The sequence below is a fragment of the Mesorhizobium sp. M0751 genome (assembly GCF_040320265.1).
GTDB lineage: Bacteria > Pseudomonadota > Alphaproteobacteria > Rhizobiales > Rhizobiaceae > Mesorhizobium.
Genome location: NZ_JAMYPH010000017.1, coordinates 100,440 through 125,612, shown reverse-complemented (window position 1 = coordinate 125,612; position 25,173 = coordinate 100,440). Strand labels below are relative to the sequence as shown.

The 25,173-nt window shown below is 61.7% G+C and carries 27 protein-coding genes and 1 tRNA gene; 17 read left to right on the top strand and 11 right to left on the bottom strand.

The features are described from left to right. Positions 1-114 precede the first annotated feature (114 nt). A complete protein-coding gene (locus NKI19_RS23990; RefSeq protein ID WP_031211352.1) occupies positions 115-324 on the top strand; it encodes a SlyX family protein in 210 nt (69 codons plus the stop codon). 64 nt (positions 325-388) lie between these two features. Here the strand turns inward: NKI19_RS23990 and NKI19_RS23985 are convergent, their stop codons facing one another. The 3 genes from NKI19_RS23985 to NKI19_RS23975 form a co-directional block, all read right to left on the bottom strand. After that, positions 389-1,378 carry a BMP family lipoprotein gene (locus NKI19_RS23985; protein ID WP_352488676.1) on the bottom strand — a complete coding sequence of 330 codons (990 nt, stop codon included), beginning with the start codon at positions 1,376-1,378 and terminating at the stop codon, positions 389-391. Between the two features lie 215 nt (positions 1,379-1,593). After that, positions 1,594-2,256, bottom strand: coding sequence for a peptide-methionine (S)-S-oxide reductase MsrA (gene msrA, locus NKI19_RS23980; protein ID WP_352565616.1), 663 nt, complete (start codon positions 2,254-2,256; stop codon positions 1,594-1,596). Positions 2,257-2,328: 72 nt separating this feature from the next. After that, on the bottom strand, positions 2,329-2,652 hold the full coding sequence (locus NKI19_RS23975; RefSeq protein ID WP_352488674.1) for a hypothetical protein: 324 nt from the start codon (positions 2,650-2,652) through the stop codon (positions 2,329-2,331). Between the two features lie 425 nt (positions 2,653-3,077). Here NKI19_RS23975 and NKI19_RS23970 point away from each other — a divergent pair. Then, a tRNA-Ser gene (locus NKI19_RS23970) sits at positions 3,078-3,167 on the top strand. A 752-nt stretch (positions 3,168-3,919) separates the two neighbouring features. Here the strand turns inward: NKI19_RS23970 and NKI19_RS23965 are convergent. Continuing rightward, positions 3,920-4,636, bottom strand: a complete 717-nt coding sequence (locus NKI19_RS23965) for a pentapeptide repeat-containing protein (protein WP_352488673.1) — start codon at positions 4,634-4,636, stop codon at positions 3,920-3,922. A 362-nt stretch (positions 4,637-4,998) separates the two neighbouring features. On the opposite strand from NKI19_RS23965, the gene NKI19_RS23960 reads away from it, so the two are divergent. Both NKI19_RS23960 and NKI19_RS23955 read left to right on the top strand, forming a co-directional pair. Continuing rightward, positions 4,999-5,208, top strand: a complete 210-nt coding sequence (locus NKI19_RS23960; protein WP_254816855.1) for a hypothetical protein — start codon at positions 4,999-5,001, stop codon at positions 5,206-5,208. 3 nt (positions 5,209-5,211) lie between these two features. Next, complete coding sequence (locus NKI19_RS23955; protein WP_352488672.1) at positions 5,212-5,403, top strand: hypothetical protein; 192 nt, start codon at positions 5,212-5,214, stop codon at positions 5,401-5,403. A 348-nt stretch (positions 5,404-5,751) separates the two neighbouring features. On the opposite strand, the gene NKI19_RS23950 is transcribed toward NKI19_RS23955, so the two are convergent. From NKI19_RS23950 to NKI19_RS23935, 4 genes are all read right to left on the bottom strand, one after another. Continuing rightward, complete coding sequence (locus NKI19_RS23950; RefSeq protein ID WP_352465920.1) at positions 5,752-6,159, bottom strand: hypothetical protein; 408 nt, start codon at positions 6,157-6,159, stop codon at positions 5,752-5,754. A 270-nt stretch (positions 6,160-6,429) separates the two neighbouring features. Beyond that, on the bottom strand, positions 6,430-6,702 hold the full coding sequence (locus NKI19_RS23945) for a hypothetical protein (RefSeq protein ID WP_352448287.1): 273 nt from the start codon (positions 6,700-6,702) through the stop codon (positions 6,430-6,432). Positions 6,703-7,164: 462 nt separating this feature from the next. Further along, positions 7,165-7,773, bottom strand: coding sequence for a YdeI/OmpD-associated family protein (locus tag NKI19_RS23940; protein ID WP_352488671.1), 609 nt, complete (start codon positions 7,771-7,773; stop codon positions 7,165-7,167). 120 nt (positions 7,774-7,893) lie between these two features. Then, entirely contained in the window at positions 7,894-8,319 is a 426-nt protein-coding gene (locus tag NKI19_RS23935; protein WP_352488670.1) for a cupin domain-containing protein, read from the bottom strand. Between the two features lie 324 nt (positions 8,320-8,643). Here NKI19_RS23935 and NKI19_RS23930 point away from each other — a divergent pair, with 324 nt between their 5' ends. From NKI19_RS23930 to NKI19_RS23870, 13 genes are all read left to right on the top strand, one after another. Next, positions 8,644-9,078, top strand: a complete 435-nt coding sequence (locus tag NKI19_RS23930) for a DUF3597 domain-containing protein (protein WP_352565615.1) — start codon at positions 8,644-8,646, stop codon at positions 9,076-9,078. Positions 9,079-9,479: 401 nt separating this feature from the next. Next, positions 9,480-9,710, top strand: coding sequence for a hypothetical protein (locus tag NKI19_RS23925; protein WP_352488668.1), 231 nt, complete (start codon positions 9,480-9,482; stop codon positions 9,708-9,710). Positions 9,711-9,942: 232 nt separating this feature from the next. Continuing rightward, complete coding sequence (locus NKI19_RS23920) at positions 9,943-10,131, top strand: DUF3606 domain-containing protein (protein WP_352488666.1); 189 nt, start codon at positions 9,943-9,945, stop codon at positions 10,129-10,131. After that, entirely contained in the window at positions 10,131-10,313 is a 183-nt protein-coding gene (locus tag NKI19_RS23915) for a hypothetical protein (protein ID WP_254816845.1), read from the top strand. Before NKI19_RS23920 ends, NKI19_RS23915 begins: the two co-directional genes overlap by 1 nt. Positions 10,314-10,427: 114 nt before the next feature. Further along, positions 10,428-11,909 (top strand): hypothetical protein, encoded by a 1,482-nt coding sequence (locus NKI19_RS23910; protein ID WP_352565613.1) that lies wholly within the window; start codon positions 10,428-10,430, stop codon positions 11,907-11,909. Between the two features lie 280 nt (positions 11,910-12,189). Continuing rightward, on the top strand, positions 12,190-12,333 hold the full coding sequence (locus NKI19_RS23905) for a K(+)-transporting ATPase subunit F (RefSeq protein WP_352489107.1): 144 nt from the start codon (positions 12,190-12,192) through the stop codon (positions 12,331-12,333). Positions 12,334-12,358: 25 nt separating this feature from the next. Beyond that, the gene (gene kdpA, locus NKI19_RS23900) at positions 12,359-14,062 is read left to right on the top strand and encodes a potassium-transporting ATPase subunit KdpA (RefSeq protein ID WP_352488663.1); all 1,704 of its coding nucleotides are present in this window, start codon (positions 12,359-12,361) and stop codon (positions 14,060-14,062) included. Between the two features lie 213 nt (positions 14,063-14,275). After that, entirely contained in the window at positions 14,276-16,369 is a 2,094-nt protein-coding gene (gene kdpB / locus NKI19_RS23895) for a potassium-transporting ATPase subunit KdpB (RefSeq protein WP_352488662.1), read from the top strand. Positions 16,370-16,381: 12 nt separating this feature from the next. Then, positions 16,382-16,951, top strand: coding sequence for a potassium-transporting ATPase subunit KdpC (gene kdpC / locus NKI19_RS23890; RefSeq protein WP_352565611.1), 570 nt, complete (start codon positions 16,382-16,384; stop codon positions 16,949-16,951). Between the two features lie 52 nt (positions 16,952-17,003). Further along, complete coding sequence (locus NKI19_RS23885; protein ID WP_352488659.1) at positions 17,004-19,745, top strand: DUF4118 domain-containing protein; 2,742 nt, start codon at positions 17,004-17,006, stop codon at positions 19,743-19,745. Then, positions 19,742-20,434, top strand: coding sequence for a response regulator transcription factor (locus NKI19_RS23880; protein WP_352488658.1), 693 nt, complete (start codon positions 19,742-19,744; stop codon positions 20,432-20,434). The genes NKI19_RS23885 and NKI19_RS23880 overlap by 4 nt, the downstream gene beginning before the upstream one ends. A gap of 119 nt (positions 20,435-20,553) precedes the next feature. After that, a complete protein-coding gene (locus NKI19_RS23875; RefSeq protein WP_352488657.1) occupies positions 20,554-20,859 on the top strand; it encodes a hypothetical protein in 306 nt (101 codons plus the stop codon). A 130-nt stretch (positions 20,860-20,989) separates the two neighbouring features. Then, a complete protein-coding gene (locus tag NKI19_RS23870) occupies positions 20,990-21,499 on the top strand; it encodes an NUDIX hydrolase (protein WP_352488655.1) in 510 nt (169 codons plus the stop codon). A gap of 75 nt (positions 21,500-21,574) precedes the next feature. Here NKI19_RS23870 and NKI19_RS23865 read toward each other — a convergent pair whose 3' ends face one another. From NKI19_RS23865 to NKI19_RS23855, 3 genes are read right to left on the bottom strand one after another with little or no spacing between them, the layout of a single operon-like run. Next, on the bottom strand, positions 21,575-22,426 hold the full coding sequence (locus NKI19_RS23865) for a citryl-CoA lyase (RefSeq protein WP_352488654.1): 852 nt from the start codon (positions 22,424-22,426) through the stop codon (positions 21,575-21,577). Positions 22,427-22,445: 19 nt separating this feature from the next. Continuing rightward, the gene (locus NKI19_RS23860) at positions 22,446-23,630 is read right to left on the bottom strand and encodes a CaiB/BaiF CoA transferase family protein (protein ID WP_352488653.1); all 1,185 of its coding nucleotides are present in this window, start codon (positions 23,628-23,630) and stop codon (positions 22,446-22,448) included. 15 nt (positions 23,631-23,645) lie between these two features. Further along, the gene (locus NKI19_RS23855; protein ID WP_352565610.1) at positions 23,646-25,169 is read right to left on the bottom strand and encodes a tripartite tricarboxylate transporter permease; all 1,524 of its coding nucleotides are present in this window, start codon (positions 25,167-25,169) and stop codon (positions 23,646-23,648) included. Positions 25,170-25,173 lie beyond the last annotated feature (4 nt).

Below are 25,173 nucleotides of genomic sequence, written 5' to 3'. Positions count from 1 at the left end.
CAATTGGGTCTGTGCCAATTGGGCGGAGCAGGGTTCACTCTCGACAAATCCCGCCATGCTTGTCAATTTCCAACGTGGCCGCAGCCTGCACAATCGTCTGATCGAGGATTTCAAATGACCATGCCCGAGGACCGGCTGACTACGCTGGAAATCCGCGCCGCCGAGCAGGAGAAGACGATCGAGGAACTGTCCGGCCAGATCGCCGAGCAGTGGAAGGTGATCGAGCGCATGCAGCGCAAGCTCGACGCGCTGGCCGAGCGCTTCCTGGCGCTGGAGGAACAAGCCGCACCCGACGTGCCGGTAACCAAGCCGCCGCACTGGTGAGCGGCTGAAATGTAAAACCGCCGGGCTTTCACCCGGCGGCTCGGCAGTCTGCAATGTCGATCAATCAATACGGGCAGGCATTGTCCGACATGTAGTCATGCACCTTGATGGTGCCGGCGATGATGTCGGCCTTGGCTTTTTCGACCGCCGCTTTCATCGCATCGTCGACAAGCGCCTTGTTGTTGTCGTCCATCGCGTAGTCGACGCCGCCTTCCTTGAGGCCGAGATCGTTGACGCCGGCTGTGAACTTGCCGTTCTTGGCATCCATGAAGGTGTTGTAGACGGCAACGTCGACGCGCTTGACCATGGAGGTCAGCACCTTGCCGGGCTGCAAGCCGTTCTGGTTGGAATCGACACCGATGCCGAGCTTGCCCGCGTCGGCCGCCGCCTGCAGCACGCCGACACCGGTGCCGCCTGCCGCTGCGTAGACCACGTCGGCGCCCTGGTCGATCTGCGTCTTGGCGATCTCGCCGCCCTTGGCCGGATCGTTCCAGGCTGCCGGCGTATCGCCGGTCATGTTCTGGATGACGTCGGTGGCGCCGGCGGCCTTGGCGCCGCCGACATAGCCGCAGCCAAACCTGCGGATCAGCGGAATGTCCATGCCGCCGACGAAGCCGACCTTCTTGGTCTTGGAAGCCATCGCCGCCATCACGCCGACGAGGTACGAGCCTTCCTGCTCCTTATAGACCAGGGAGCGGACATTGGGCTTGTCGACGACCATGTCGATGATGGCGAATTTGGTGTCGGGGAACTCGGTGGCGATCTTGTCCAGCGCGTCAGCCCAGGAAAAGCCCGCCATGACGATCGGATTGCGGCCGTCCTCGGCGAAGCGGCGCAACGCCTGCTCGCGCTGGGTGGCATTGCTGACCTCGAATTCCACATAGGGGATGCCGGTCTCGGTCTTGAACTTTTCGGCGCCGTGGAAGGACGCCTCGTTGAACGACTTGTCGAACTTGCCGCCGAGATCGTAGAGGATCGCGGGTTGAATGTCCGCGGCGAAGGCCGGAAGAACCATTGCAGCTGCGGCCATAAGGCCGAGAACGATACGTTTCATGTGATCCACACCCCTGTCGGTTATTTGTCCATTATGCACCGCATGCCGGCCCGGTTCTCCGGCGGGCATGCGGCGTCAGGCAGGAGTGTCTTCCTCCCGCTTCGGGTCAATCTGGCACGGCCCGAAACAAAATTCACGTGGAATTTTGACCCTTTGGAAAAGCATGGCGCCGCAACGCGGCGCCACAGCATATTCATTGCGTCAGGGGCGTAAAATCAGGCGGAGACGGCGGCCGGAATGGCGCAGGAGACGCCGGTTCCCTGCAGGCCGCAATAGCCGTAGGGGTTCTTCGCCAGATATTGCTGGTGGTCTTCCTCGGCGAAGTAGAATTCCGGCGCCGGTGCGATCTCGGTGGTGATCTTGCCGCGTCCGGCACCGCGCAGCGAGGCCTCGTAAGCATCGCGCGAGGCGATCGCAGCCTGGTACTGCGCGTCATTGAACGTATAGATCGCCGAGCGGTAAGTGGTGCCGACATCATTGCCCTGGCGCATGCCTTGCGTCGGGTCGTGACTTTCCCAGAACAGCTTCAAAAGCTCGGCATAGGACACGATCTTCGGATCGTAGACGACGAGCACGACTTCGGCATGGCCGGTGAGCCCGGTGCAGGTTTCCTGATAGGTCGGATTGGGCGTCACGCCGCCGGCATAGCCGGCCGCCGTGACCCAGACGCCCTCGACCTGCCAGAACAGGCGCTCGGCGCCCCAGAAGCAGCCCAGGCCGAACATCGCCGTCTCCAGCCCTTCGGGATAGGGACCCTTGAGCGGCCTGTTCGAGACGAAGTGCTTCGATGCAGTCGGGATCGACCGGTCGCGGCCGGGCAGCGCCTCGGAGGGCTTCGGCAGGTTGAGCTTCTTGTTCAGCATGTCGCTGAGAAACATAGTGCGGTTTCCTTTTCTTCTTGGTTGAGCTTTTCCCGGTCCACGAACGCAGGGTCCGGGAAAGCTGGAATTTCAGGTCGCGGCAAACCGCCCGCTGGGGCGCTGCCGCCTGTAGCCGATGGCGTAAAGAATGAACGCCAGCACCGCGAACACGGCGAAGCCGGGCTGGCTGAGCACCCAGGCGATGGCGCCATCCCACAGCAGCGGATTGACCTTGTCGCGGACGAAGCTTTCGAAGGCGCTGCGCGTATCCGGCGAGACCGCAAGCCAGCTGGTATTAAGCGGGGTCATCACCAGCGCCGAAGCCGCCACCGAGCGGGTCGCATCGAGCACGGCCATGATGACCGAAACCGACAGCGCGACCATTGCAGCGAGACGAAAGATGAAGCGGAACATCCAGACCCTTCCTCCCCAGGAGATTATCAGAATGTCGTGTCGGACTGTTAGATAGGATCTACTTGCTTCGCCTGCAATCGCGACACGCGAAGTTGAACCCGCGACCGCCGGTTCCGCGGAACCGGCGGCGCGCCGGACGGCGAGCACACCTCGGCCGCCCCTTTCGATAGGCTCCCTACCGGTGCACCGGTAACATGGGGTGAGCATCCGTATCCGGCAAAGCGAATAGACTATCGTTATGTCTTGGCATTCGGCACCGGATCGACTAGATGAGCCCCGCGCCTGTTGCTTTGACGGCTCAGGTGCGGGAAAGGGTATCCGCTGGTCGACGGCGCCCACGGCCGGAATTCCGGTCCGGAATCCCAAAGGAGATGCATCTCCCCAACCCGCGCGGCGAAACCGGCCGCGTCGAAAATGCTAAAGACGGAGAGGTGGCCGAGTGGTTGAAGGCGCACGCCTGGAAAGTGTGTTTACGGGAAACCGTAACGCGGGTTCGAATCCCGCTCTCTCCGCCAGATACCAACTTAAGCGTCTGTTATTGTTTCGCTTTGTGAGTTGCGGCCTTTCCGTTCCTAACGTCCGCAAACGATGAAGCTCCGCCACCATGCCGCCGCCCCTTTGTTGACTTTGCTTGGGAATCGGAGTGTCCGGAAAAACCGCAGGGCAGCCCCCAGGATTCGCGTCTGCGGACCCCAATCCGCCCCGCCGGCGCCTACAGGCAATCTACCCCAACGCCCCCCAAGCGGCGCCGGCCACTTTCAGCCCCTTCGTTCCAAAGTTGGCTTCCAGTCGCGATTGCGCGCCCGCTGATGGCCTTCGTAGTCAGGAATGCATGCGAAGAAGGTCGGTCACGGCCGGCAGCCTTGCAATTTGAGCAGACAAAGAGCCCGACCAAGTCGTCATGCATCGAGCCGTGGTCATGGCCGAGCCTGTCAATCAGCGCCTGGATGTCACGTTTCGTCGATTTGCAGCACATCGGGTGCGCACAATTGAATAGATCGTTTCGCGGGCGGACAGAGTGTCGGCGAGGGTCTTTCGAGTCATGGCGATTTTCCGTTGAAGGGGCTCGCCGCAACGGGAGGATTATATTCCTTAATGCTGATCCCCTGCATTGTCTCGTGCGGAATGGGCTCTCCGGCATTAGACAGGGATATCCGGAGTTCGCCGTCTCGGGTGGTGGCTTCGACCTTAATGGGCATGCCCGCGGCACAAAGTTACAGGTTCGAATCCTCTCCGGCGCAGCATTGCCGCAGTTCCTTGCCGACAACTATTCCTGCTGGAATTGACAGGGCCAATTTTCAGGCCTCGTCAAGCCCGAAGGCAACTCGGTCCGCGCGTCTCCGCAAGCCATGTTGAGCTGCCACTGGGACAGACCCGCCGAATTGGAAAGGTCGAGGCCCTCGATACGGGTCAGAAAGAAAAAGGCGCGGTCAAAGTCTATCGGCGCGGTGAACCTCGCTCCTCGGAAGTCCGCGCGTGCGAGATTGGCAAACGAAAAGCGGCTGCCGCTGATATCGGCGTCATGGAACTGCGCACGACCCAATTCCGCCTTTGTGAAATCAACATTGGTCAGATTGGCGTCCTGGAAATTCGAGCGCTGCATTTCTGCGCTCGCAAACACAGCGCCCTGCGCGTCCATACGGCTGAAGTCGGTCCTGTAGGCCTCGATTCTGTCGAACCGGGCGCCTTTGGCGGTCGAGTCGGCCAAGGAAGCACGCACAAGAGTTGCCTTCTCAAGATTTGCCGCACGGAGATTGGTGTTCCTGAGGTCGGTCGAAGTGAAATCAACACCGAACAGGTTCGCCCCGCTCAGGTCCTGTCCATCTAGGATGAGAAGCTTCTTGTCACACTCTTGCCAATTGACGCCAGGCGTCGCGGCTGCGTCGCAATTTTGAGCGGCAGCGGCGTTCTGCCAAGCAAACACAGTGCAAACCGCTAGAACCAAGCCGGATGTGCCGTAAGCTCTGGTTCGCCTCAAAGTCATTGTTGCTGGACCTCTGCTACTCGCCGACACTCACCCTTACCACATCTGCTGACACTCGAGCCACGGTGACCACATGGCTGTGCTCGCGGCGCATTGGGTCAAGCCTGGTGTGAAGCTCCGCGTCAAACACCTTCGCGGCGAATTCTAGGCGGCCAGCTTACATTAGCCAGAGTGAACAGAACGTGACTACGGGCCAGGCCTTCACACCTTCGCCTTGCACCAGCCCGCCCACCTAGCATGCCCCGCCATCGCGAACGGCCCAGCACGGGCGAAAGACAAGCTCCTTCCTGCTGCGCCGCGTGCAGTCGGAACAAATGGGATCGACGCCGGTTAACAATCGAAGGGACCGCAAACGAAGCGGTATGATGATGATTGATATTTTTAGCTTCGAACTGGCCAATGCCAGGCTGCGCGTTAAACGGGCCGAGCGCTCGCTGAAGCGTGCGAATGAACTGTTGTTGAACGATGGCTGTGTCGCCGTCAATCTCGCGTTGTGCGACCGCATACGGTCTGAGCAAAAACGCGTGATTGAGGCCCGGGAACGCATGACGAAGATCGATCGGAAGAATTGACCCATGATGCTCGCGACCCTCCACCTTGAAACTGCGAGATACGGCGACGAATATCGCGTCGCAAGGCTCGCGCTGTTGAGGCAGCAAATGATACGGCACATCAAGCGCACAGACGCCTCGGCGCAGAAAGTCGAACAATCGCTGGCAAGATTGGCCGAAGCAAACACGCTCGGGGACCGGTTCGCGCAACAGTAGGTCCGCGCGCTCTACCGTCGTTTGACGATGACCCCGTCGTGCTGCGTCGCCAACAACAAGGCTGCATCAACGTCGCACCTGCGCTCGCTGGGCGTCGCGCCCCAAAAGCACAAGGCAGTCGTTTCGGCGAAGATCCAAGAAGTGTCGATATTTTCACCTTCCTAGGGACGCAGGCACAACGCCAGAATGAAGGCCGCGATAAGCAGCATGGCAGGCAGAGGGGCGCGCGAAGGCTACTGAGCGGCTTTCATCTCGCCGCACCCTTGCCTCAGATCAGCCTACAACCAATCGGCCCGCGCTTCACCAGAAGCACGGGCTTTGGTCGACTCGGCACTATCGCCGCCCCGTCTAGCGCGGGACCGCTTGTATTCCCGAGACTGAGCGCTCTGTTTCGCTGGAGAAAACCACGAAGGCAAAGATCAGCACGGCGACAGCGACAATCATTGAGCCGGTGGCGACGATCGGCTCGAGCGCCGGATTTCCCTGCAGCATCAGGTAAAGCGCCGGCAGCATCACGACCAGGCCGAGATTGTAGACGCCGTAGTGGATCATCGCGCTCCTGCGGGCCGCCTTCGCCGGGTTCAGCGCATAATAGCCGCCGAATATTGCACTGGTGACCCATCCCAGCAGGTTGATGTGCGCGTGAGCCGGAAACGCGCCGTGATCGCCTGAAATTGCCATCTGCAGGCCAGCTGCAATTCCCAGAATTAGAAAGACGATAGCTGTCTTGAAAAAGAGTTCCGAAACCTTAGGCATGTCATTCTCCCAAACCCGTTTTGCCGCCGCATCATGCTGTGGTTCCAGCGATCTTTGCCAAGGGACCGTCGGGCCTGCGGCACCATTTGTCGCCGGCCTGACAGCCCGTTGGCGGTCGGCCGCCGGGCCTGGCCGGTTGCGAGTCCAGCCAGCAAAAAATATGCACTCACGCTAATTTAATTGCAACATTACCGGCCAGGCTTCCATGTCGTTCTCGCCAGGGAAGTGTCCTGCACGATCGTCGTGCCACACGCGCCAAAGGTCTGCCCGTCAGTGTTGCAGCAAAGCCTCGCCAAACTTCTCCCACAGCTGTTCGCAATCTGTTGCTCTGAGGCTGGGGGTTCCGAGTGGGCCATATCTGATCACGGCGGCGTGAACGTCATAGCCAACAATAGGTGCATTGGCGACAAAGTGGATAGCCTCGCCCAATCGGCGAGAGCCAATTGGCGCATCGGTTTTGTTGGTGATGTCGAAGACACCACAAATATCCACTTCCTGATTTCTGGCTGCCAACGCAGCTTCCATTACCTGTTCGTGCATCATCGAAGTCTCTCCTATCGGTCTAAGTCCAAGAACCGCGGCTTGTGCTGGCCCGGCAACTGACAACCGGCAAATCGAAGTGCCTTTTGCAGCATCTCGATTGGCTCTTGCTGCGAGCCACTCCGCCCGCTCCCGCGGCAGGCCGATAAGGCAACTGCCAGCGAAATTCGCAGGCACGTCCACGGTCGCATCAAACACGGCCCACGTGCCAGTCGGCTCCTGAACGGGCAAAAACCTCATAACAGCGCCTGCTAATATACTATGTCGACTGTGAGGACGGGACTTTTTTCCTGCATCAACTAAACGAATGAGAGCTGGTGTCGAAGTGCCGGGCGACGCTCGTCGAAAACAAGTCGTCGGCGACATCGCCAGGATCGAAGGTGCGCCTGATCTGCGATCCGGCCGCATTCGGGGCTCGCCGACAGGGACAAGCACGAGATGCCGGAGACAAGCGCGGCCAAATGTTCATCCAGAATCGCGATTTCGTTGCGGATAGATCGTCTCGCCGCGCTTCAGCATCTCCACGAAAGCCGCGATCTTCTTCTTGCGTCCCGCTTCGGTCTTCATGTTGTGGGTGCGGAAGGCGAGCGCGAAGCGGTTTTGCCCGCTTAGCTTTGCCAGCATCTCTTTCGCCCTGGGCTCGGCGTCTATTGCCGCCTGCAGATCGTCGGGGATCTTCATCTCCTTGCCGCTCCTATAGGCGCGCGCCCAGCGGCCATCTGCCTTGGCTGCCTCGACTTGTTTCAGCCCGTGCTCGGTCATCCGGCCCTCCTCGATCAGCCGGGCGACATTGTCGACATTGATCTGGCTCCAGGTGCTCTTCTTGCCGCGCGGGGTGTAGCGCTGCAGGTAGCTTTTGCCGTCCAACGCCTTTCGCACCGCATCGATCCAGCCCCAGCACAACGCCACGTCGATGGCTTGCTTCGGCGTAATCGACGGCAGTCCCGAATCGAGCTTGTGGATCTTGATCCAGACTTCGTCCTCGCTGTCGTGATGCTCGCCAAGCCAGGCATGGAAGCTTTCCGCGTCCCTGAACTCGCGCACCTTGGCGGGGTCGACCTTGACGGGCGCCATCAGCCGGTCGGCCCTTGACGCAGACGCGTAACGATGCCGAACCGCTTGCCGGCCGCGCGCGCGCTCATATCAGCTCCAAGTCCGCAATCCGCAGGCGTGATGATTCTCGCCGGCACGCATTCAGCCCGCACGATTGGGCGTGCCGAGGACATGGGATTTCGGCGGCAGCATGACATCGTCGAATGTCTGCGTGAACATCGCCGCCGCAAAGAAAGCGACGGCGCGCAGGGTTTCGGTGCCGGTGTTGACGAGGTCGTGCCGGACCGGCGTCGGAAGTACCAGGACGCTGCCGGGCCCGACCGGGTGGGTGGTGCCGCCCTCCATATGTAGCTCGCCGGTGCCGGCGATGATGTATTGCGTCTCCTCTGTGGCGTCGCTGTGCCAGCCGAGCCGCTTGCCGGGCTCGATCTCGTAGACAATGACCGAGGACTGGGTGGTGCCGTGCCCGCCGTAAGCCGCGAAGGCGCCGGCCCATTTGACCGACGGGTCGTCCTCTGCCCAAACCAGCGAACGTTCGAGCCTGTCGGATGCGACGACTGCTGTCATGGCTTCGTTCCTCTCAGCGAATTGCGAACACGAAACTAAATGATTTTTCTGGTCTGCGTCAGCAAAACTGACTGCCAACCGTTTCCTCGCCCATTGCGCGTGACGATTTGTCGGCGAGCCGCGATCCAATCTATTCTACTCTCGGGCAGGATCACTGAGCCGATTCCCCAATACAACCAAGCCTTTACCTTTTAGCCAGTTTGGGGTTGCCCCTGCGTTGCGTTCGTGGTCCGGTACAACCAGGGCGCTCAATGCGGCATTCGGCAACGGTCGCCTCACCGACCGTCAAGGCAACACACCGTCAGGCCAACCCAGGAGATAGCAATGGGCATTTTCGACAGTATCAAAGGTGCGATTTTTGGAAACGCGGTTGCGGCCGAAGCGCCACTGGCGCAACCGTCTCCCGCGCCTGCTTCGAGCACGGCCACCCAGCCGACGGCGCCTACCCGATCCGCCCCGGCTGCAACCCCGGCCTCAGCAGCGCCGGCCGCGCCGTCCTCTGCTCCGGACATCGCTGCCATTCTCGACAAGGCGGTGGCCGCGAAGGGACAGAAGCTCAACTGGAAGAATTCGATCGTTGATCTGATGAAGGCTCTGAATATCGACAGTAGCCTCGGCGCCCGCAAGGAGCTTGCGCACGAGCTGAACTACACCGGCGACATGAACGACACCGTAACGATGAATCTGTGGCTGCACGACGCACTGATGAAAAAGCTGGCCGAGAATGGCGGCAAGCTTCCGAGCGACCTTGCCGCCTAGAGTCACAAGACGAGCAATTCCGGGAAATGTGTGACGGTTTTCCGTCCGGAATTGTGTAACAAAAAAGCCAGACCGGTTCGGCGTTTCCGTGGAACGACGAACCGTCCTGGTCCTGCCCGCATCGTGGCTCTTGCCGCGCTGGCTTCAGCCGCAACCGAGCAGACCACACTGTCAAGCAATCAGACTGCCAAGTAAAATTGAGACCGATCCCGGCCGCCGGGATCGGTCTTTGGCGAAGTGACATGGCACAAAAGCGCTGCCGCCTCGCGCCCGGATTGCCCCACGCAAAACCGACGATTTCGGTCGCTGGCCCCACGCTGGTAGGACCACCATTTCGCTGGCGAAATGCGACGTTCGGCGTATCATTCTCCCGGGAGAGGGTTCATGGTGGGAGGAAGCCAATGAACGTGGTGCAGCGGATGGCTTTCGCCGACTTGACGGCCCAAGAGCTTGTTTCATCTGCGCTTTCACGATTCGGCGCCGGCGACACCATATCGACGAGGGCGATGCTGGACATCGTTCGCAGGACGGCCCCTGCCTGCGGCGACAGTGACGACGATCTCGTCGAGCTTATCGTCATGACGGCCGTTGGTAGGACCATGGGCGTCATGTTCGACCATCGCTCCCATTAGCAATCCGGAACGAATACCAGGCTGCGCCCAGGAATAGCGGCGGGCGGTTGACAGCGCCGCCAAAGAGGCCAGCCTGTTTGTGCGTGAAGGTCGGCCTGGCGCCAAGACCTTGCTTTGAGCAAAACCGCTGCTCATGCCGGGTCATGCCCGAAGGCGGTAATTGGGCGACACGCACGAAGGAACTCGCTGAAATCTTGCCCGTTATGCTCTCGTTGAGATGAGGAGAGCTGCCATGGCCGACGACAAAAACAAGACCGACAGTCGCGACCGCTCACGAGTGGCGGGCGGCGAAGACTACGAGGTACGTCACTTCGCCGAGGAAGCGGGCATCACCCCGGATCAGGCACGCACGCTGATCAAGCGCCACGGCACCGACCGCAAGGTGCTGAACGAAATCGCCGAGAGCATAAGAGCGTCGTAATGGCTGACAAGAAAACCGCAATGGCCGACCGCAAGACGCGCGATCCGGACGAAAAGGAGGCTCTGCGTCTGGCCGAAACCACCGACGTTTCGCCGAAGCAGGCGAAGGATCTGATGCGCAAGCACGGCAAGGACAGCCCGAAGGTCGAGAAGGAAGCCAAGAACTTCAAGGCCGAGGGCTGAACGCGCCAAGCCGGTTGGAAGCGCGGCACAGGGTTGTGGCCGCAATCTTGCGGCTTATCGGTTTTCTAACAAATTCGGCCTATCCCTTCCGCTATCGCGGCTCAGGGATGGCATATGCGCGGGATATCTGGTGAGGCGAGGCCGTCGATAGACGACATACGGCATGTGAGGCTGGTATTTTGCCTGCTGGCGGCGGTCGTGATGGCGGCGGCGCTCCTCGCCTTTGCCACCTCCCTCCTGCAGGATCCCGATAGCTGGTGGCACATCAAGGTCGGCATGGATATGCTGGCAAGCCGCACATTCCCCACTGTCGACATCTATTCCTACACTTTTGCCGGCCAGCCATGGATCGCCAAGGAATGGCTTAGCCAGGTTCTCCTTGCAATTGCCTTTGAAGCCGGCGGCTGGAACGGCGTGGTGCTGCTGGCGACTGCAGTAATCGCGCTGACGATCTTCTTGACGTCGTGGTATCTCAGCGCGTGGTTGAAGCCGACGCTGGCGATAGGAGTGACGCTGGTTCTCGCGCTGGTGATCGGGCCGATCTACGTCGCCCGGCCGCACATCTTTACCTTGCCTATCATCGTCGTCTGGACCGCCGGTCTTTTCCAGGCCGCACGCAACGAGAAAGCGCCGCCTTTATGGTTGCTGGCGCTGCTTTGCCTGTGGGCCAATCTCCATGCCACCTTCACCTTCGGTTTCGTCATCGCCGCCTTCGCCGGCCTCGACCTCGTCATGCGCACGCGCTTGTCGAACCCTCGGCTGCTGGCCAAGTGGATCGCTTTCGGGCTGCTTTGCCCGCTGGTCAGCCTGCTCAATCCCTATGGCGTCAAGGCCATACTCGCCACATTCACCGTGGCCTATGGCAATGAGGCGGTGCCTTACATTGCGGAGTGGCAGCCATTCGACGCCTCGCGGCATACCCTCCAGGAGGTGGCCCTTCTGGTGGCATTTTTCGGGCTGCTCGTGTCGAGATTGCGCATTGGCTGGGCCAAGGCGCTGTTCCTTGCCTTTACGTTGCACGTCTATCTCACCCACATACGGTTCATGTATCTGTTCTTTCTTCTCGTGCCGGTGGTCCTTGCCGTCGAGGTCGCGCAACAATATCCAGCGCTTTCAGCCGAGAAATGGGCGGCGGAAAAGCGCGACGGACTTGAACAATTTTTCGCACGGCAATTTTCCAGGATTTGCGCTGGACTTGCCGTTTTGCCGGTTTTGGCGGCTGCCGCCTTCACGACCTATCCGGTCGCGCCGAGCCAGAAGACCTCGGCGAGAGACGCACTGGCCTTCGCCCAAACCCATAATCTGTCGGGCAATCTGCTGAACTCCTACGATTTCGGCGGCACGCTGATTTTCCACGGCATCAAGACGTTTATCGACGGCCGCGCGGATCAGCTCTTCCTGAATGGCTTTACGGAAACGGATGAGCAGACGGGGCACAGCCGGGGCAAGCCAATCCTGAAAGCCCAACTCGACAAATATGCGATAGACTGGGCATTGTTGACCGCCGACGACAGCCGCATTCCGTTCTTCGACGAACTGGGCTGGAAGCGGGCCTATACGGACGATTACGCGGTGATCTATACCCGCGCGGACTGATCCCGGCAGCTTCGCGCGCCGGTGCGCACCTCCCTCCTAAAGCTGTGGCCAGCGCCGAGGCGGCGAAATCCTTATGGGATTTTAATTTCTTTGCTCGGCGTCCCGTCTCGAACCTTTATGGCACTTTGATCCATATTCGCCGGAGCGATGTATCCGGCCGCCGATATGATGCGGCGCGCGGGCTTGGATAGTTTTGTCTAAGTTTACGGAACAAACAAATATAGGGAAATGCACGGTTGGACATAGTTGTTATCGCGACTGGAATTGCGTTCTTTGCTCTATGCTTCGGCTACATCAAAGCCTGCGACAAGCTATAATTTTAGGGGACCGTAACATGCTATTCGACTATATCCTCGGTGGCGCCGTGACCTTGTTTCTTCTCGCTTACCTGACATACGCCCTCGTTCGCCCGGAACGCTTCTGATCTCCGCTGGCAAGGAGCCAACCCCATGACAATCAACGGATGGCTGCAGATCCTCGTCTATTGCGGGATCGTCGTTTTGCTGGCCAAGCCGCTCGGCGGCTACATGCATCGCGTTTTCAGCGGCGAGCGCACATTCCTGTCGTCAATTCTGGCCCCGCTCGAGCGCGGGCTCTACCGCATATCAGGGACCAGCGAGCGCGAGGAGCAGCACTGGACCTCCTATGCGGCGGCCCTGCTGTTCTTTAACCTGGCCGGCTTCCTGGTGCTCTATTTCATGCAACGGCTGCAAGGCGGCCTGCCCTACAATCCGGCCGGCATGACCGCCGTCGAACCTGGGCTGGCCTTCAACACCGCCGCCAGCTTCATGACCAACACCAACTGGCAGAACTACGGCGGCGAAAGCACGATGTCCTACCTCGTGCAGATGGCCGGCTTGACCGTGCAGAACTTTCTGTCGGCGGCGACCGGCATCGCCATTGCGGTCGCGCTGATCCGCGGCTTTGCCAGGGCCTCAGGCAAATCCATCGGCAATTTCTGGGTCGATATGACCCGCTGCACGCTCTATCTGCTCTTGCCGTTCTGCATCGTCCTGACGCTGGTCTATGTCTATCTTGGCACGCCGCAAACGCTCGCTGCCTACGTCAACGCGACGACGCTCGAAGGTGCGCAGCAGACCATCGCAGTCGGGCCTGTCGCTTCGCAGATCGCTATCAAAATGCTTGGCACCAACGGCGGCGGTTTCTTCAACGCCAATGCAGCGCATCCCTTCGAAAATCCCGACGCGATCTCCAACCTGCTCCAGATGGTGACGATCTTCGCCCTCGGCGCGGCGTTGACCAATGTCTTCGGCCGCATGGTCGGCAACCAGCGCCAGGGCTGGGCAATTCTATCGGCGATGGGCGTGCTGTTCATCGCCGGCGTTGCCGTTTGCTACTGGGCGGAAGCCGCTGGGAATCCGCTCGTCCATGCGCTGGGCATCGATGGCGGCAACATGGAGGGCAAGGAGAGCCGTTTCGGCATCGCCCTGTCGGCACTGTTTGCCGTCATCACCACGGCCGCGTCCTGCGGCGCGGTCAATGCCATGCATGACAGCTTCACCGCACTTGGCGGCATGATCCCGATTATCAACATGCAGCTCGGCGAGGTCATTGTCGGCGGCGTCGGCGCCGGCTTCTACGGTATCCTGATGTTCATCGTCATCGCCGTCTTTGTCGCCGGGCTGATGGTCGGACGTACGCCCGAATATCTCGGCAAGAAGATCGAGGCCAAGGAGGTCAAGATGGCGATGCTGGCCGTGCTCTGCCTGCCGCTGGCAATGCTGATCTTCACCGCTATCGCGGTGGTGCTGCCGACCGGCGTTGCTTCCATCGCCAATACCGGTCCACATGGCTTCTCCGAAGTTCTCTATGCCTACACCTCGGCCGCGGCGAACAATGGCTCCGCCTTTGGCGGTCTCAGCGGAAACACGCCCTGGTACAACATAACGCTCGGCATCGGCATGCTGATGGGCCGCTTCCTGGTCATCATTCCAGCGTTGGCGATTGCTGGCTCGCTGGTTGCGAAGAAGACGGTCCCTGCCTCCGCCGGCACCTTCCCGACCGACGGTCCACTGTTCGTCGGGCTGCTGGTCGGGGTCATCCTGATCGTCGGTGGCCTGACCTTCTTCCCGGCCCTGGCGGTCGGACCGATCGTCGAGCACCTGGCGATGATTCACGGTCAGACATTCTGAAACGGCCATGCCCTGGTTCAAGATCATACCTCGAAAGGTCCGGCATCGCCCCGAGCCGGAGGGGGAGAAAACGCCCCCTCCTTTCCCGACGTTGTCCACATTCCTCGCTATTGCGGCAGCCTTGATCGTGATCTGGCTGCTGGCTTACGGGCCGCCGCACCTTCGTTCGGCACACGATCGACCGGTCAACAACATCGACACTGGAGCCACCAAATGAGCCCGTCGAAATCCGTGAGCATCATGGATACCCGCATTCTGTGGCCCGCTATCGCCGGTTCCTTCAGAAAACTGAACCCGCGCACCTTGATGCGGAACCCGGTGATGTTCGTCGTCGCCGTCGTCTCGGCGCTAACCACCGTGCTGTTCGTCAAGGATCTCGTTACCGGCGGCGGCGATCTTGGCTTCACGCTGCAGATCATCATCTGGCTGTGGTTCACCGTGCTCTTCGCCAATTTCGCCGAAGCGGTGGCCGAAGGCCGCGGCAAGGCGCAAGCTGACTCGCTGCGTCGGGCGCGCACCGAGACGCAGGCCAAGCTGTTGAACGGCGGCGACCGCCGCAAGTTCAAACTGGTGCCCGGCACCAGCCTGAAGGTCGGCGACATCGTGCTTGTCGAAGCCGGCGACATCATCCCCTCGGACGGCGAGGTGGTCGAAGGCGTAGCATCGGTCAACGAGGCGGCCATCACCGGCGAATCCGCACCGGTCATCCGCGAATCCGGAGGCGATCGTTCGGCGGTGACTGGCGGCACGCAGGTCTTGTCCGACTGGATCCGCGTGCGCATCACTGCGGCTGCCGGCCATACATTCCTCGACCGCATGATCTCGTTGGTCGAGGGCGCCGAGCGCCAGAAGACACCCAACGAGATCGCGCTCAACATCCTGCTCGTCGGCATGACGCTGATCTTCGTGCTGGCGACGGCGACGATCCCGAGCTTCGCCTCGTATTCGGGCGGCTATATCTCGGTGACCGTGCTGGTCGCCCTGTTCGTCACGCTGATCCCGACCACGATCGGCGCCCTGCTGTCAGCGATCGGCATTGCCGGCATGGACCGCCTGGTGCGCTTCAACGTGCTCGCCATGTCGGGCCGCGCCGTCGAGGCGGCCGGCGACGTCGACACGCTGCTGCTCGACAAGACCGGAACCATCACGCTGGGCAACCGCCAGGCGACGGCATTCCGTCCGGTCAAGGGCGTCACCGAACAGGAACTGGCCGACGCGGCCCAGCTTGCCTCGCTTGCCGACGAAACGCCGGAAGGCCGCTCGATCGTCGTCCTGGCGAAGGAAAAATACGCCATCCGCGCCCGCGACATGGCAAGCCTTCACGCGACGTTCGTGCCCTTCACCGCGCAAACCCGCATGAGCGGCGTCGATCTGGAAGGCTCCACGGTTCGCAAGGGCGCAGTCGATGCGGTGCTTGCCCACGTCAACCTCTCGACCGTTGCCACAGGCAGTACGCGCCCCGGCAGCGACACCGTCCGCGACCTCCAGGGGATCGCCGACGAGATCGCCAAATCCGGCGGCACCCCACTGGCCGTCGAGCGCGACGGGCGCCTGCTCGGCGTCGTCCACCTGAAGGACATCGTCAAGGGCGGCATCGCAGAACGCTTTGCCGAATTGCGCCGCATGGGGATCCGCACGGTGATGATAACCGGCGATAATCCGATGACCGCGGCGGCGATAGCGGCGGAAGCCGGCGTCGACGACTTCCTTGCCCAGGCGACGCCCGAGGACAAGCTGAAGCTAATCCGCGACGAACAGGCCAAGGGAAAGCTGGTCGCGATGTGCGGCGACGGCACCAACGATGCGCCGGCCCTTGCCCAGGCCGATGTCGGCGTTGCCATGAACACCGGCACGGTTGCGGCGCGCGAGGCCGGCAACATGGTCGACCTCGACAGCGATCCGACCAAGCTGATCGAGGTCGTCGAAATCGGCAAGGCGCTGCTGATGACGCGGGGGTCGCTGACCACCTTCTCCATCGCCAACGACGTGGCCAAGTATTTTGCCATTATCCCGGCAATATTCGCAGTCTTCTACATCGCCCCGGGCCAGACTGCCGGGCCACTGCAAGCGCTCAACGTCATGCATCTGGCGACGCCGCAGAGCGCTATCCTCTCGGCCATCATCTTCAACGCGCTGATCATCATTGCGCTGATCCCGCTGTCGCTGAGGGGCGTCAAATACCGCGCGGTCGGCGCCGGTGCCCTGCTCAGCCGCAATCTCATTGTCTATGGCCTCGGCGGCGTCGTCGTCCCCTTCGTCGGCATCAAGGTGATCGACATGGCCATCACTGCTCTCGGTCTCGCATAAGGAACCACGTCGATGCTCAATCAAATCAGGCCCGCGATCGTCATGATCGTCTTCTTCACCGTTCTGACGGGTTTGGTCTATCCGATCGGCATGACCGGCATTGCCCAGGCGCTGTTTTCGTGCCAGGCCAATGGCAGCCTGATCGAGAAGGATGGCAAGCTCGTCGGTTCCGAGCTGATCGGCCAGGCTTTCGCCAGCGACCGCTATTTCCATGGCCGCCCGTCGGCTGCCGGCGACGGCTACAATGCCGCCGCCTCCGGCGGCTCGAATCTCGGCCCAACCAACCCGAGGCTCATCGACCGTATCAAGAGCGACGCCGAACAGTTGAGAGCAGAAAACCCGAACCAGCCGGTGCCGATGGATCTGGTCACCACGTCCGGCAGCGGGCTCGATCCGCATATCAGCCCCGATGCGGCCTATTTTCAGGTTGCCAGGGTGGCCAAGGCCAGGGGCGTCGATGAATCCAGGATCAAATCGGTTGTCGACAGCCAAGTCGAGGACCGCGAGTTGGGCTTCATCGGCGAGCCGGTGGTCAATGTGCTGGCCCTCAACCTTGCACTGGACGATGCGATGAAACAATGAAAGGCGGCGCCGGGATCGACACCGAAGCCGGCGCCGTTCATGATTGACCCTTATGCCAGACGACAGCCGCACCGCCGAAACCAGGCCGTCTCCCGACGCGCTGCTCGCGCATGCCGAGCGGGAGGAGCGCGGTCGCCTGAGGATATTTCTCGGCGCCGCCCCCGGTGTCGGCAAGACCTACGAGATGCTGATGTCGGGCCGCGCCAGGCTGGCCGACGGAGTCGACGTGGTGATCGGCATCGTCGAGACGCACGGCCGCAAGGAAACCCAGACGCTGGTCGAAGGCTACGAGGTCATTCCTCGCCTTGAGATCGACTACAAGGGGCGGGTCCTCGAGGAGATGAACCTCGACGCCATCCTCGCCCGGCGCCCGGCGCTGGTACTGGTCGACGAACTCGCCCATACCAACGCGCCAGGCAGCCGTCATCCCAAGCGCTACCTCGACGTCCAGGAAATCCTGACGCACGGCATCGACGTCTACACGACTCTCAACATCCAGCACGTCGAGAGCCTGAACGATGTCGTGGCGCAGATCACCCGCATCAGGGTGCGGGAAACTATCCCCGACTCCATCATCGACCAGGCCGACGACATCGAGATCGTCGACCTCACCCCCGACGACCTGATCAAGCGGCTTGAGGAAGGCAAGGTCTACATCCCCAGCACCGCCCAGCGCGCCATCGAGAACTACTTCTCGCCGGGTAACCTGACGGCGCTTAGGGAACTGGCGCTGCGCCGCACCGCCCAGCGTGTCGACGAGCAGTTGCTCAACCATATGCAGGCCCACGCCATTCCGGGACCGTGGGCGGCGGGGGAAAGGGTACTCGTCTGCGTCGATGCGCGTCCGGGCGGGGCGGCCCGTGTACGCTATGCGCGGAGGTTGGCCGACCGGCTCCGCGCCCCCTGGACGGCGCTTCATGTCGATACCCCTCGTTCAGCTGCCATGCCCGAGGAGGACAAGGATCGGCTGGCGACGCAACTGCGCCTTGCCGAGCAGCTCGGTGCCGAGGTGACGACCATTCCGGGTCAGAACGTCGCGCAAGACATCGTTCGCCACGCGACGGCGAACAACTTCACCCATATCGTGATCGGCAGGCCGACCCGATCGCGCTGGCGCGAATTGATCGAAGGCTCGCTCACCTATGATCTCATCCGCGACGCCGGCAACATCAGCGTCCATGTAATTTCGGGAACCGACAAGGGCACCGACGCACCCTCGAAAAATGTCAGCGCGGCAACCGAGCAGAAGCAGTTTCAGGTTAGGCCCTACCTGCTAGCCACAGCCTATGTCATGGGCTCCCTCGCCTTCAGCACTGTTCTCGACCAGTTTCTCGACGTTCGCAATCTGGCCATTGTCTTTCTACTGGCGGTGCTCACATCGGCTGTAACGAGCGGGCTCTGGCCAGCCTTGTACGCCTGTGTCGTCAGCGCCCTTGCATTCAATTACTTTTTCCTAGAGCCGCGCTACACACTGACGATCAGGGAGCCGGAGAGCATCGTTGCGCTTGCCGTGTTCCTTGTTGTCGCCGTTATCGCCAGCAATCTGACGGCGCGGGTGCAGCGTCAGGCGATCGCCGCCAGCTCACGGGCGCGCGCCACGGAAGACATCTATAAGTTTTCAAAGAAGCTCGCCGGCGCCGGCACCTTGGACGACGTGCTATGGGCCACTGCCTTCCAGATCGCCTTGATGCTGAAGCTGCGCGTGGTGCTGCTTTTGCCTGAGGACGGCACAATCGCGGTCAAAGCCGGCTACCCGCCCGACGACACGCTGGCCGAGGCCGATATCGCAGCAGCCCGCTGGGCGTGGGAGCATAACCGCGCCGCCGGGCGCGGCGCCGACACCCTGCCCGGAGCAAAACGCCTCTATCTGCCCCTGCGGACCGGACGCACGGCAGTGGGCGTTGTCGGCCTCGACAACGACAAGCAAGGTCCGCTGCTAACACCCGAGCAGCAGCGTCTGCTCGATGCGCTCGCCGACCAGGCGGCGGTCGCCATCGAGCGCATCCAGCTCGTTGCCGATGTTGACCGGGCCCAGCTTGCGGCCGAGGCAGATCGTCTGCGCTCGGCCTTGCTCACTTCCATTTCCCACGATTTAAAAACGCCGCTTGCCGCCATCATGGGCGCGGCCGGAACACTCAGGCACTTCGAGGCCGCACTTCCCGAGCAGGACCGGGCGGAACTGCTGTCGACCGTGCTTGATGAATCGGAAAGGCTGAACCGCTTCATCGCCAACCTGCTCGACATGACCAAAATCGAATCCGGCACGATGCAGCCGAATTATGCGTTTCACTATCTCGGCGACATTGTCGGCTCAGCCCTGCATCGGGCCCGCAAAATCGTCGGCGAGCACAAGACCGAGATCGATATTCCATCGGATCTGCCGATGTTGCGGGTTGACCCCGTTCTGTTCGAACAGGTGCTGTTCAACCTCCTCGACAATGCTGCAAAATACGCGCCCCCAGGTTCGACGATCCGCCTGCAGGCCTGGGCCGACAACGGCTTCGTCATCCTGCAGATAATGGATGAGGGACCAGGCATTCCGCCGGCAGACCTGGAGCGCGTCTTCGACACGTTCTACCGTGTGCGCAAGGGCGACCAGGTGCGTGCCGGCACCGGGCTCGGATTGTCGATTTGCCGTGGCTTCATTGAAGCGATGGGCGGGACTCTCTCGGCGGCAAACAGAACCGACCGCTCTGGTGCGGTTTTCACCATCAAGATGCAGGTGGTGCCGACAGAGCTGCCCAACCTCGGCGAACCCGATGCAGGCCATCAGAATATGGACGATCTGGCATGACGAGCCTGGACGTCAGGATATTGGTGGTCGACGACGAACCGCCGATCCGAAAACTGCTTCGCGTCGGGCTCGGCAGCCAGGGCTATGCGATCAGCGAGGCGCCGAACGCCAACGTGGCGATCGAATTTATGGCGGCGGAAAAACCGGACCTGATCCTGCTCGATCTCGGCCTGCCCGGCATGAGCGGTCATGATTTGCTGCGCAAATGGCGCGACGACGGCCTCGATATTCCCGTGGTCATCCTTTCCAGCCGCACCGACGAGGCCGGCATCGTCTCGGCCCTCGAACTCGGCGCCGACGATTATATCACCAAGCCGTTCGGTATGAACGAGCTTGTGGCACGCATCCGCGTAGCGCTTCGCCACAAGTTCCAGAAGCAGGGTGAGAGACCGGTGTTCCAAACCGGCGACCTCTCCGTCGATCTGGTGAAGCGCATCGTCAAGGTCGAGGACAGGGAGATAAAGCTCTCGCCGAAGGAGTACGACATTCTTCGCACCTTGGTGCAGCACGCCGGCAAGGTTCTCACCCACCAGTTCCTGCTGAAGCAGGTCTGGGGCGACTCCACCGACGTTCAATATCTCAGGGTCTACGTCCGGCAGATCAGGCAAAAGATCGAAAAAATGCCCGACCAGCCCCGCTATATCACCACCGAGACCGGCGTCGGATACCGGCTGCGCGAAGTCGATTGACGCGACGAGCATCCGAAGCCGCAATGCCTCTCCCAATCCACTTCAGATCAGCGGCGGCCATGGCGTCGTCGGACAAAAGCCCTATATTAAGGGAGATTGGTTTGTGCGGGAATGAACGAATGCCGCGGCTCCGTCAATTGCAGTTTTTTGGGTCGGCAGTGCTGACTGCAGCGATGCTGTCGGGCGTAAATCCTGCTGCATCGGCACAGGTCGTCAGTCCGGCCGACCGCAACGTGTTAATCCAGCAAGACCAGTTGCAGATGTTGGAGAACAGGCTGCGGCGGCAGCAATACCAGCAGCAGCAACAGCAGTACCGTGCCCAGGATCGCCAAATCCCAATACCGCAACGGCAGGAGGTGCCGCAGATGAGGCCAACTTGCCAGTTGCTGCCGTCGGGGAGCGGCTTTGTCAGCACTTGTCGCTGACGACCGGTCCCTTTCATTTATTTAGCCGACTTATATACTGGGGAAACCGCTCCGCTTGCGCCCCATTGAAAGCGGGCGACTTTGCAACGCTGCCCTTGCCGTCTGGGCACCGCCTCGACTGGATTATCGAATGGCAGCCAGCAAGAAGAAGGTCGTACGCAAGGCAAGGAAGGGCGACGGGGTTCGTCAGGTCGCGGCGATTCCCTTTCGGCTGAACGAGCACGGCGATGTCGAGGTCATGCTGGTCACATCGCGAACGACGAGGCGCTTCATCGTACCGAAGGGCTGGCCGATGAAGGGCAAGAGCGGCCGCAAGGCAGCCACCATCGAAGCACAGGAAGAAGCCGGTGTTCTCGGCAAAACACTGAAACAGCCGGCCGGCACCTACCACTACTGGAAGCGGCTGACGAACCGCTTCGTTCGCGTCGATGTCGTCGTCTATTTGCTTGAGGTAACCGAGGAACTTGCCAATTGGCAGGAAGCCGAGAGACGGCAGCGGGCATGGCTGACACCGACCGACGCAGCGTTGCTGATCGACGAGCCGGATCTTTCGACGCTGGTGAGGAACATCGGGATTCCCGAGCTGGAGCATAATCCCGAAAAGCAGAATCCGGTTCTCGGAAAAGATCACGCCCAATAGAAGATGGAGCCCCGCCCCGGCTGTGTCGGGATGGAATTGGTTCCAGCGCCCGCCGCCGTCTCTTGAACCGATGCCTCACTGATTGCCATCGTCTTCCTCGGCCAGAGGCCGCACCGGCGTGCCGGTATAGGCCCACAGCCATTCGCGCGGCAGTGGCCCCTTGTTGCGGTCGCTTTCCTGCGACTGTTCCCATGCATGGGCGAGGATGCCGACCGAGCGCGACAGCACGAAGAGGCCCCGCGTCAGCGGCGGCGGGAAGCCGAGCTCGCCGTAGATGACGGCCGTGGCGCCATCGATATTGAGCGGGATTTTTTTGCCCTTGCGCCGCGCAACCTCGGCCTCGACCCTCTCGGCGATGTCGGCGAAGCGCCCGCTGACGACGCCGCGCGCAGCAAAGTCGCGGGTCAGTTCGATAAGGCGAGGGGCTCGCGGGTCGACCGGGTGGAAACGATGGCCGAGTCCCGGCACATAGCCGTTTTCACCAACAAGGAAACGATCAAGCCGCGCCGACACGGCCTCGGCAAGCGGCACACCGGCGTCCAGTTGGGCGGCGATGTCTCCGTAGAAGGACAGCGCCTGTTCGCCGGCGCCGCCATGCACGTCCCCAAGCACGTTGATGGCCGACGCCATGGCGCTGTTGATGCCGACGCCGCACGTGATCGCCATGCGGGCGATGGCGATCGACGGCGCCTGCGGCCCATGGTCGACGGCAGCACCCAGCGCGATGCCAAGCAGCGCCGCCTGCTCCTCGCTCGGCAGTTCGCCGCGCAGCATCAGCCAGATCATTGCCGGAAAGCTGACGCGGCCGATCAGATCCTGGATTTCATAGCCGCGCAGCCGGATGACGCCGGGGCGCATCTCGATGATGCCGGTCTGCCACCATTCCTCGCCGCGCGCACGGCCAGTCTTGTTTTCCGTGTCGCTCATGCCTTCTTTTCCTCGCCGCTCATGCCTTCGCTCTTTTCTTGGCGCGTGGCGGCAGGCCGGCAAAGACCTCGTCCATATGCTCGCCCAGCCCCGGCGGCGGCCTGCTCGGCAAAGGTGCCTCGCCATCGACCATGAAGCCGCCGCGCACCACGGTGAGCGGCCTGTCCATCCCGGACACAGCCTGGAAGCGCGCCGTCATGCCGCGCTCGATCACCTGTTGCTCTTGCAGGACCTGCGGGATTGTCAGCACCCGGCCTGCCGGCACGCCGGCGCGATTGAACGTCTCCTCCCAGGCGGCGGCAGAGCCGTTCGCCAGGGCGTCCTCGATCAGCGCCTTCAATGCGATCCGGTTCTGCTTGCGCGTTTCGCGCTCGGCAAAGCGGACATCCGAGGCCAGCTCCGGCCGACCGATCAATCGGCACAGTATGACGAACTGCTCTTGCTTGTTGGCGGCGATGTTGAGCAAGCCGTCGCCGGTGCGAAACGCGCCAGACGGTGCGGCCGTCATGTTTTCATTGCCCATCGGCTGTGGCTCGACGTCCGTCGTCAGATAGTTCGACACCGGCCAGCCGAGCGCAGAAAGCGTGCATTCGAGCATTGAGACATCAAGGAACGCGCCCTCGCCTGTCGTCTTCTGCTTGACCAATGCGGCGGTAATGGCGAACGCCCCGACCAGCCCGCCAAGCGTATCGGCGGCGGGATAGCCGACACGCAGCGGCGCCGTTTGCGGTGTACCGGTGATGCTCATAATGCCGGAAAGACCCTGGATGATCTGGTCGTAGGCTGGATTGTCGCGCATCGGCCCGGTCTGGCCGAAGCCCGATATCGCACAATAGACAAGGCTTGGCCGGACCTCTTTCAGCCTGGCATGGCCAAGCCCCAGCCGGTCCATTACGCCGGGGCGGAAATTCTCGACCAGCGCGTCGGCCGAAGCGACCAGATCGAGGAAGCGTTCGCGGTCGGCCTCCTGCTTGAGATCGAGCGCCACCGAGCGTTTGCCGGCATTCTGCGCCAGGAACGAAGCGCCCATGCCCGCCCGGTTGAGCTCCGGAGAGGCACCGAGCTGGCGCGCCAGGTCGCCGCCTTGCGGCGTTTCGACCTTGATGACGTCGGCGCCGAGCAACGCCAGCTGGTAGGCGCAATACGGGCCGGCCAGCACATTTGTCAGGTCAAGGATGCGGATGCCGGAAAGCAGGTCTGTCATGACGTCACGAACAGCTCAGGCATCGCCCGGCACGTGCTCCGGTCCACGCATGCGCCTGTGCTCGATGTAGGCCCAGATATGCGGTCCGACCAGCCCGATGAAGGCCAGCGTCAGCAGCGTCAGCGATAGTGGATGCTTGTAGAACACCGTCCAATCGCCGTTGGAGATGGTCATCGCGCGGCGGAACTGCGTTTCGGCAAGCGGCCCGAGAATCATGCCGATGATGACCGGCGCGGTCGGGAAATCGAAACGCCGCATTAGGAAACCGGCGGCACCGAGCAGATAGAGGATGACGAGGTCGATCGGCGATTGCGAGATGCCGTAGGTGCCGACCGTGGCGAACACCAGGATGCCGGCATAGAGCTGCGGCGCCGGGATCTTCAGCAATCGCACCCAAAGCCCGATCAGCGGCAGGTTCAGGACGACCAGGATGACATTGGCGATGAACAGGCTGGCGATCAGCCCCCACACCAGGTCGGCCTGCGTCGTCAAAAGCAGCGGCCCCGGATTGATGCCGTAGCTCTGAAATGCCGACAGCATGATCGCGGCCGTCGCCGAGGTCGGCAGGCCGAGCGTCAGCATCGGCACCAGCACGCCGGCCGCGGATGCATTGTTGGCCGCTTCCGGCCCGGCAACGCCCTCGATGGCGCCGACCGTGCCGAACTCCTCCTTGTGTCTGGAGAGTTTCTTCTCGATGGCATAGGAGAGGAAGGTCGGGATTTCGGCGCCGCCGGCCGGCATGGCGCCGATCGGGAAGCCGATCAGGGAGCCGCGCAGCCATGGCCTCCACGAGCGCGACCATTCGGCCGCGGTCATGTAGAGCGACCCTTTCAACGGCACGATGTCGTCCTTGCCGGCATAGCGGCGCGAGGCCATGTAAAGCGTCTCGCCAACGGCGAACAGGCCAACCGCGACGACGATGACGTCGACGCCGTCCAACAATTCGCTCATGCCGAAGGTGAAGCGCGGCTGCCCCGTCTGCAGATCGACGCCTATCATGCCGACGACGAAGCCGACGAACAGGCTGGTCAGGCCGCGCACCGACGACGAGCCGAGCACCGCCGAAACCGTGATGAAGGCCAGCACCATCAGCGAGAAATATTCGGCCGGGCCGAAGGCCAGCGCGAATTTGACGACGATGGGCGCCAGAAAGGCAACGCCGATCGTGCCCAGCGTGCCGGCGACGAAGGAGCCGATCGCCGAGGTCGCCAGGGCCGCACCGCCACGGCCGGAGCGGGCCATCCTGTTGCCTTCCAGCGCGGTGACGATGGTGGCGCTTTCGCCAGGCGTGTTGAGCAGGATCGATGTCGTCGAGCCGCCATACATGGCGCCGTAGTAGATGCCGGCAAACAGGATGAAGGATGCCTCTGGCGCCACCTGATAGGTGATCGGCAACAGCAGCGCGATGGTCAGTGCCGGCCCGAGGCCGGGCAGCACGCCGATCGCAGTCCCCAGAGTGGTGCCGACCAGGCACCATATGAGGTTGATCGGTGAGAAGGCGACGGAAAATCCGTGCGCGAGATGGCCGAGCGTTTCCATGGCG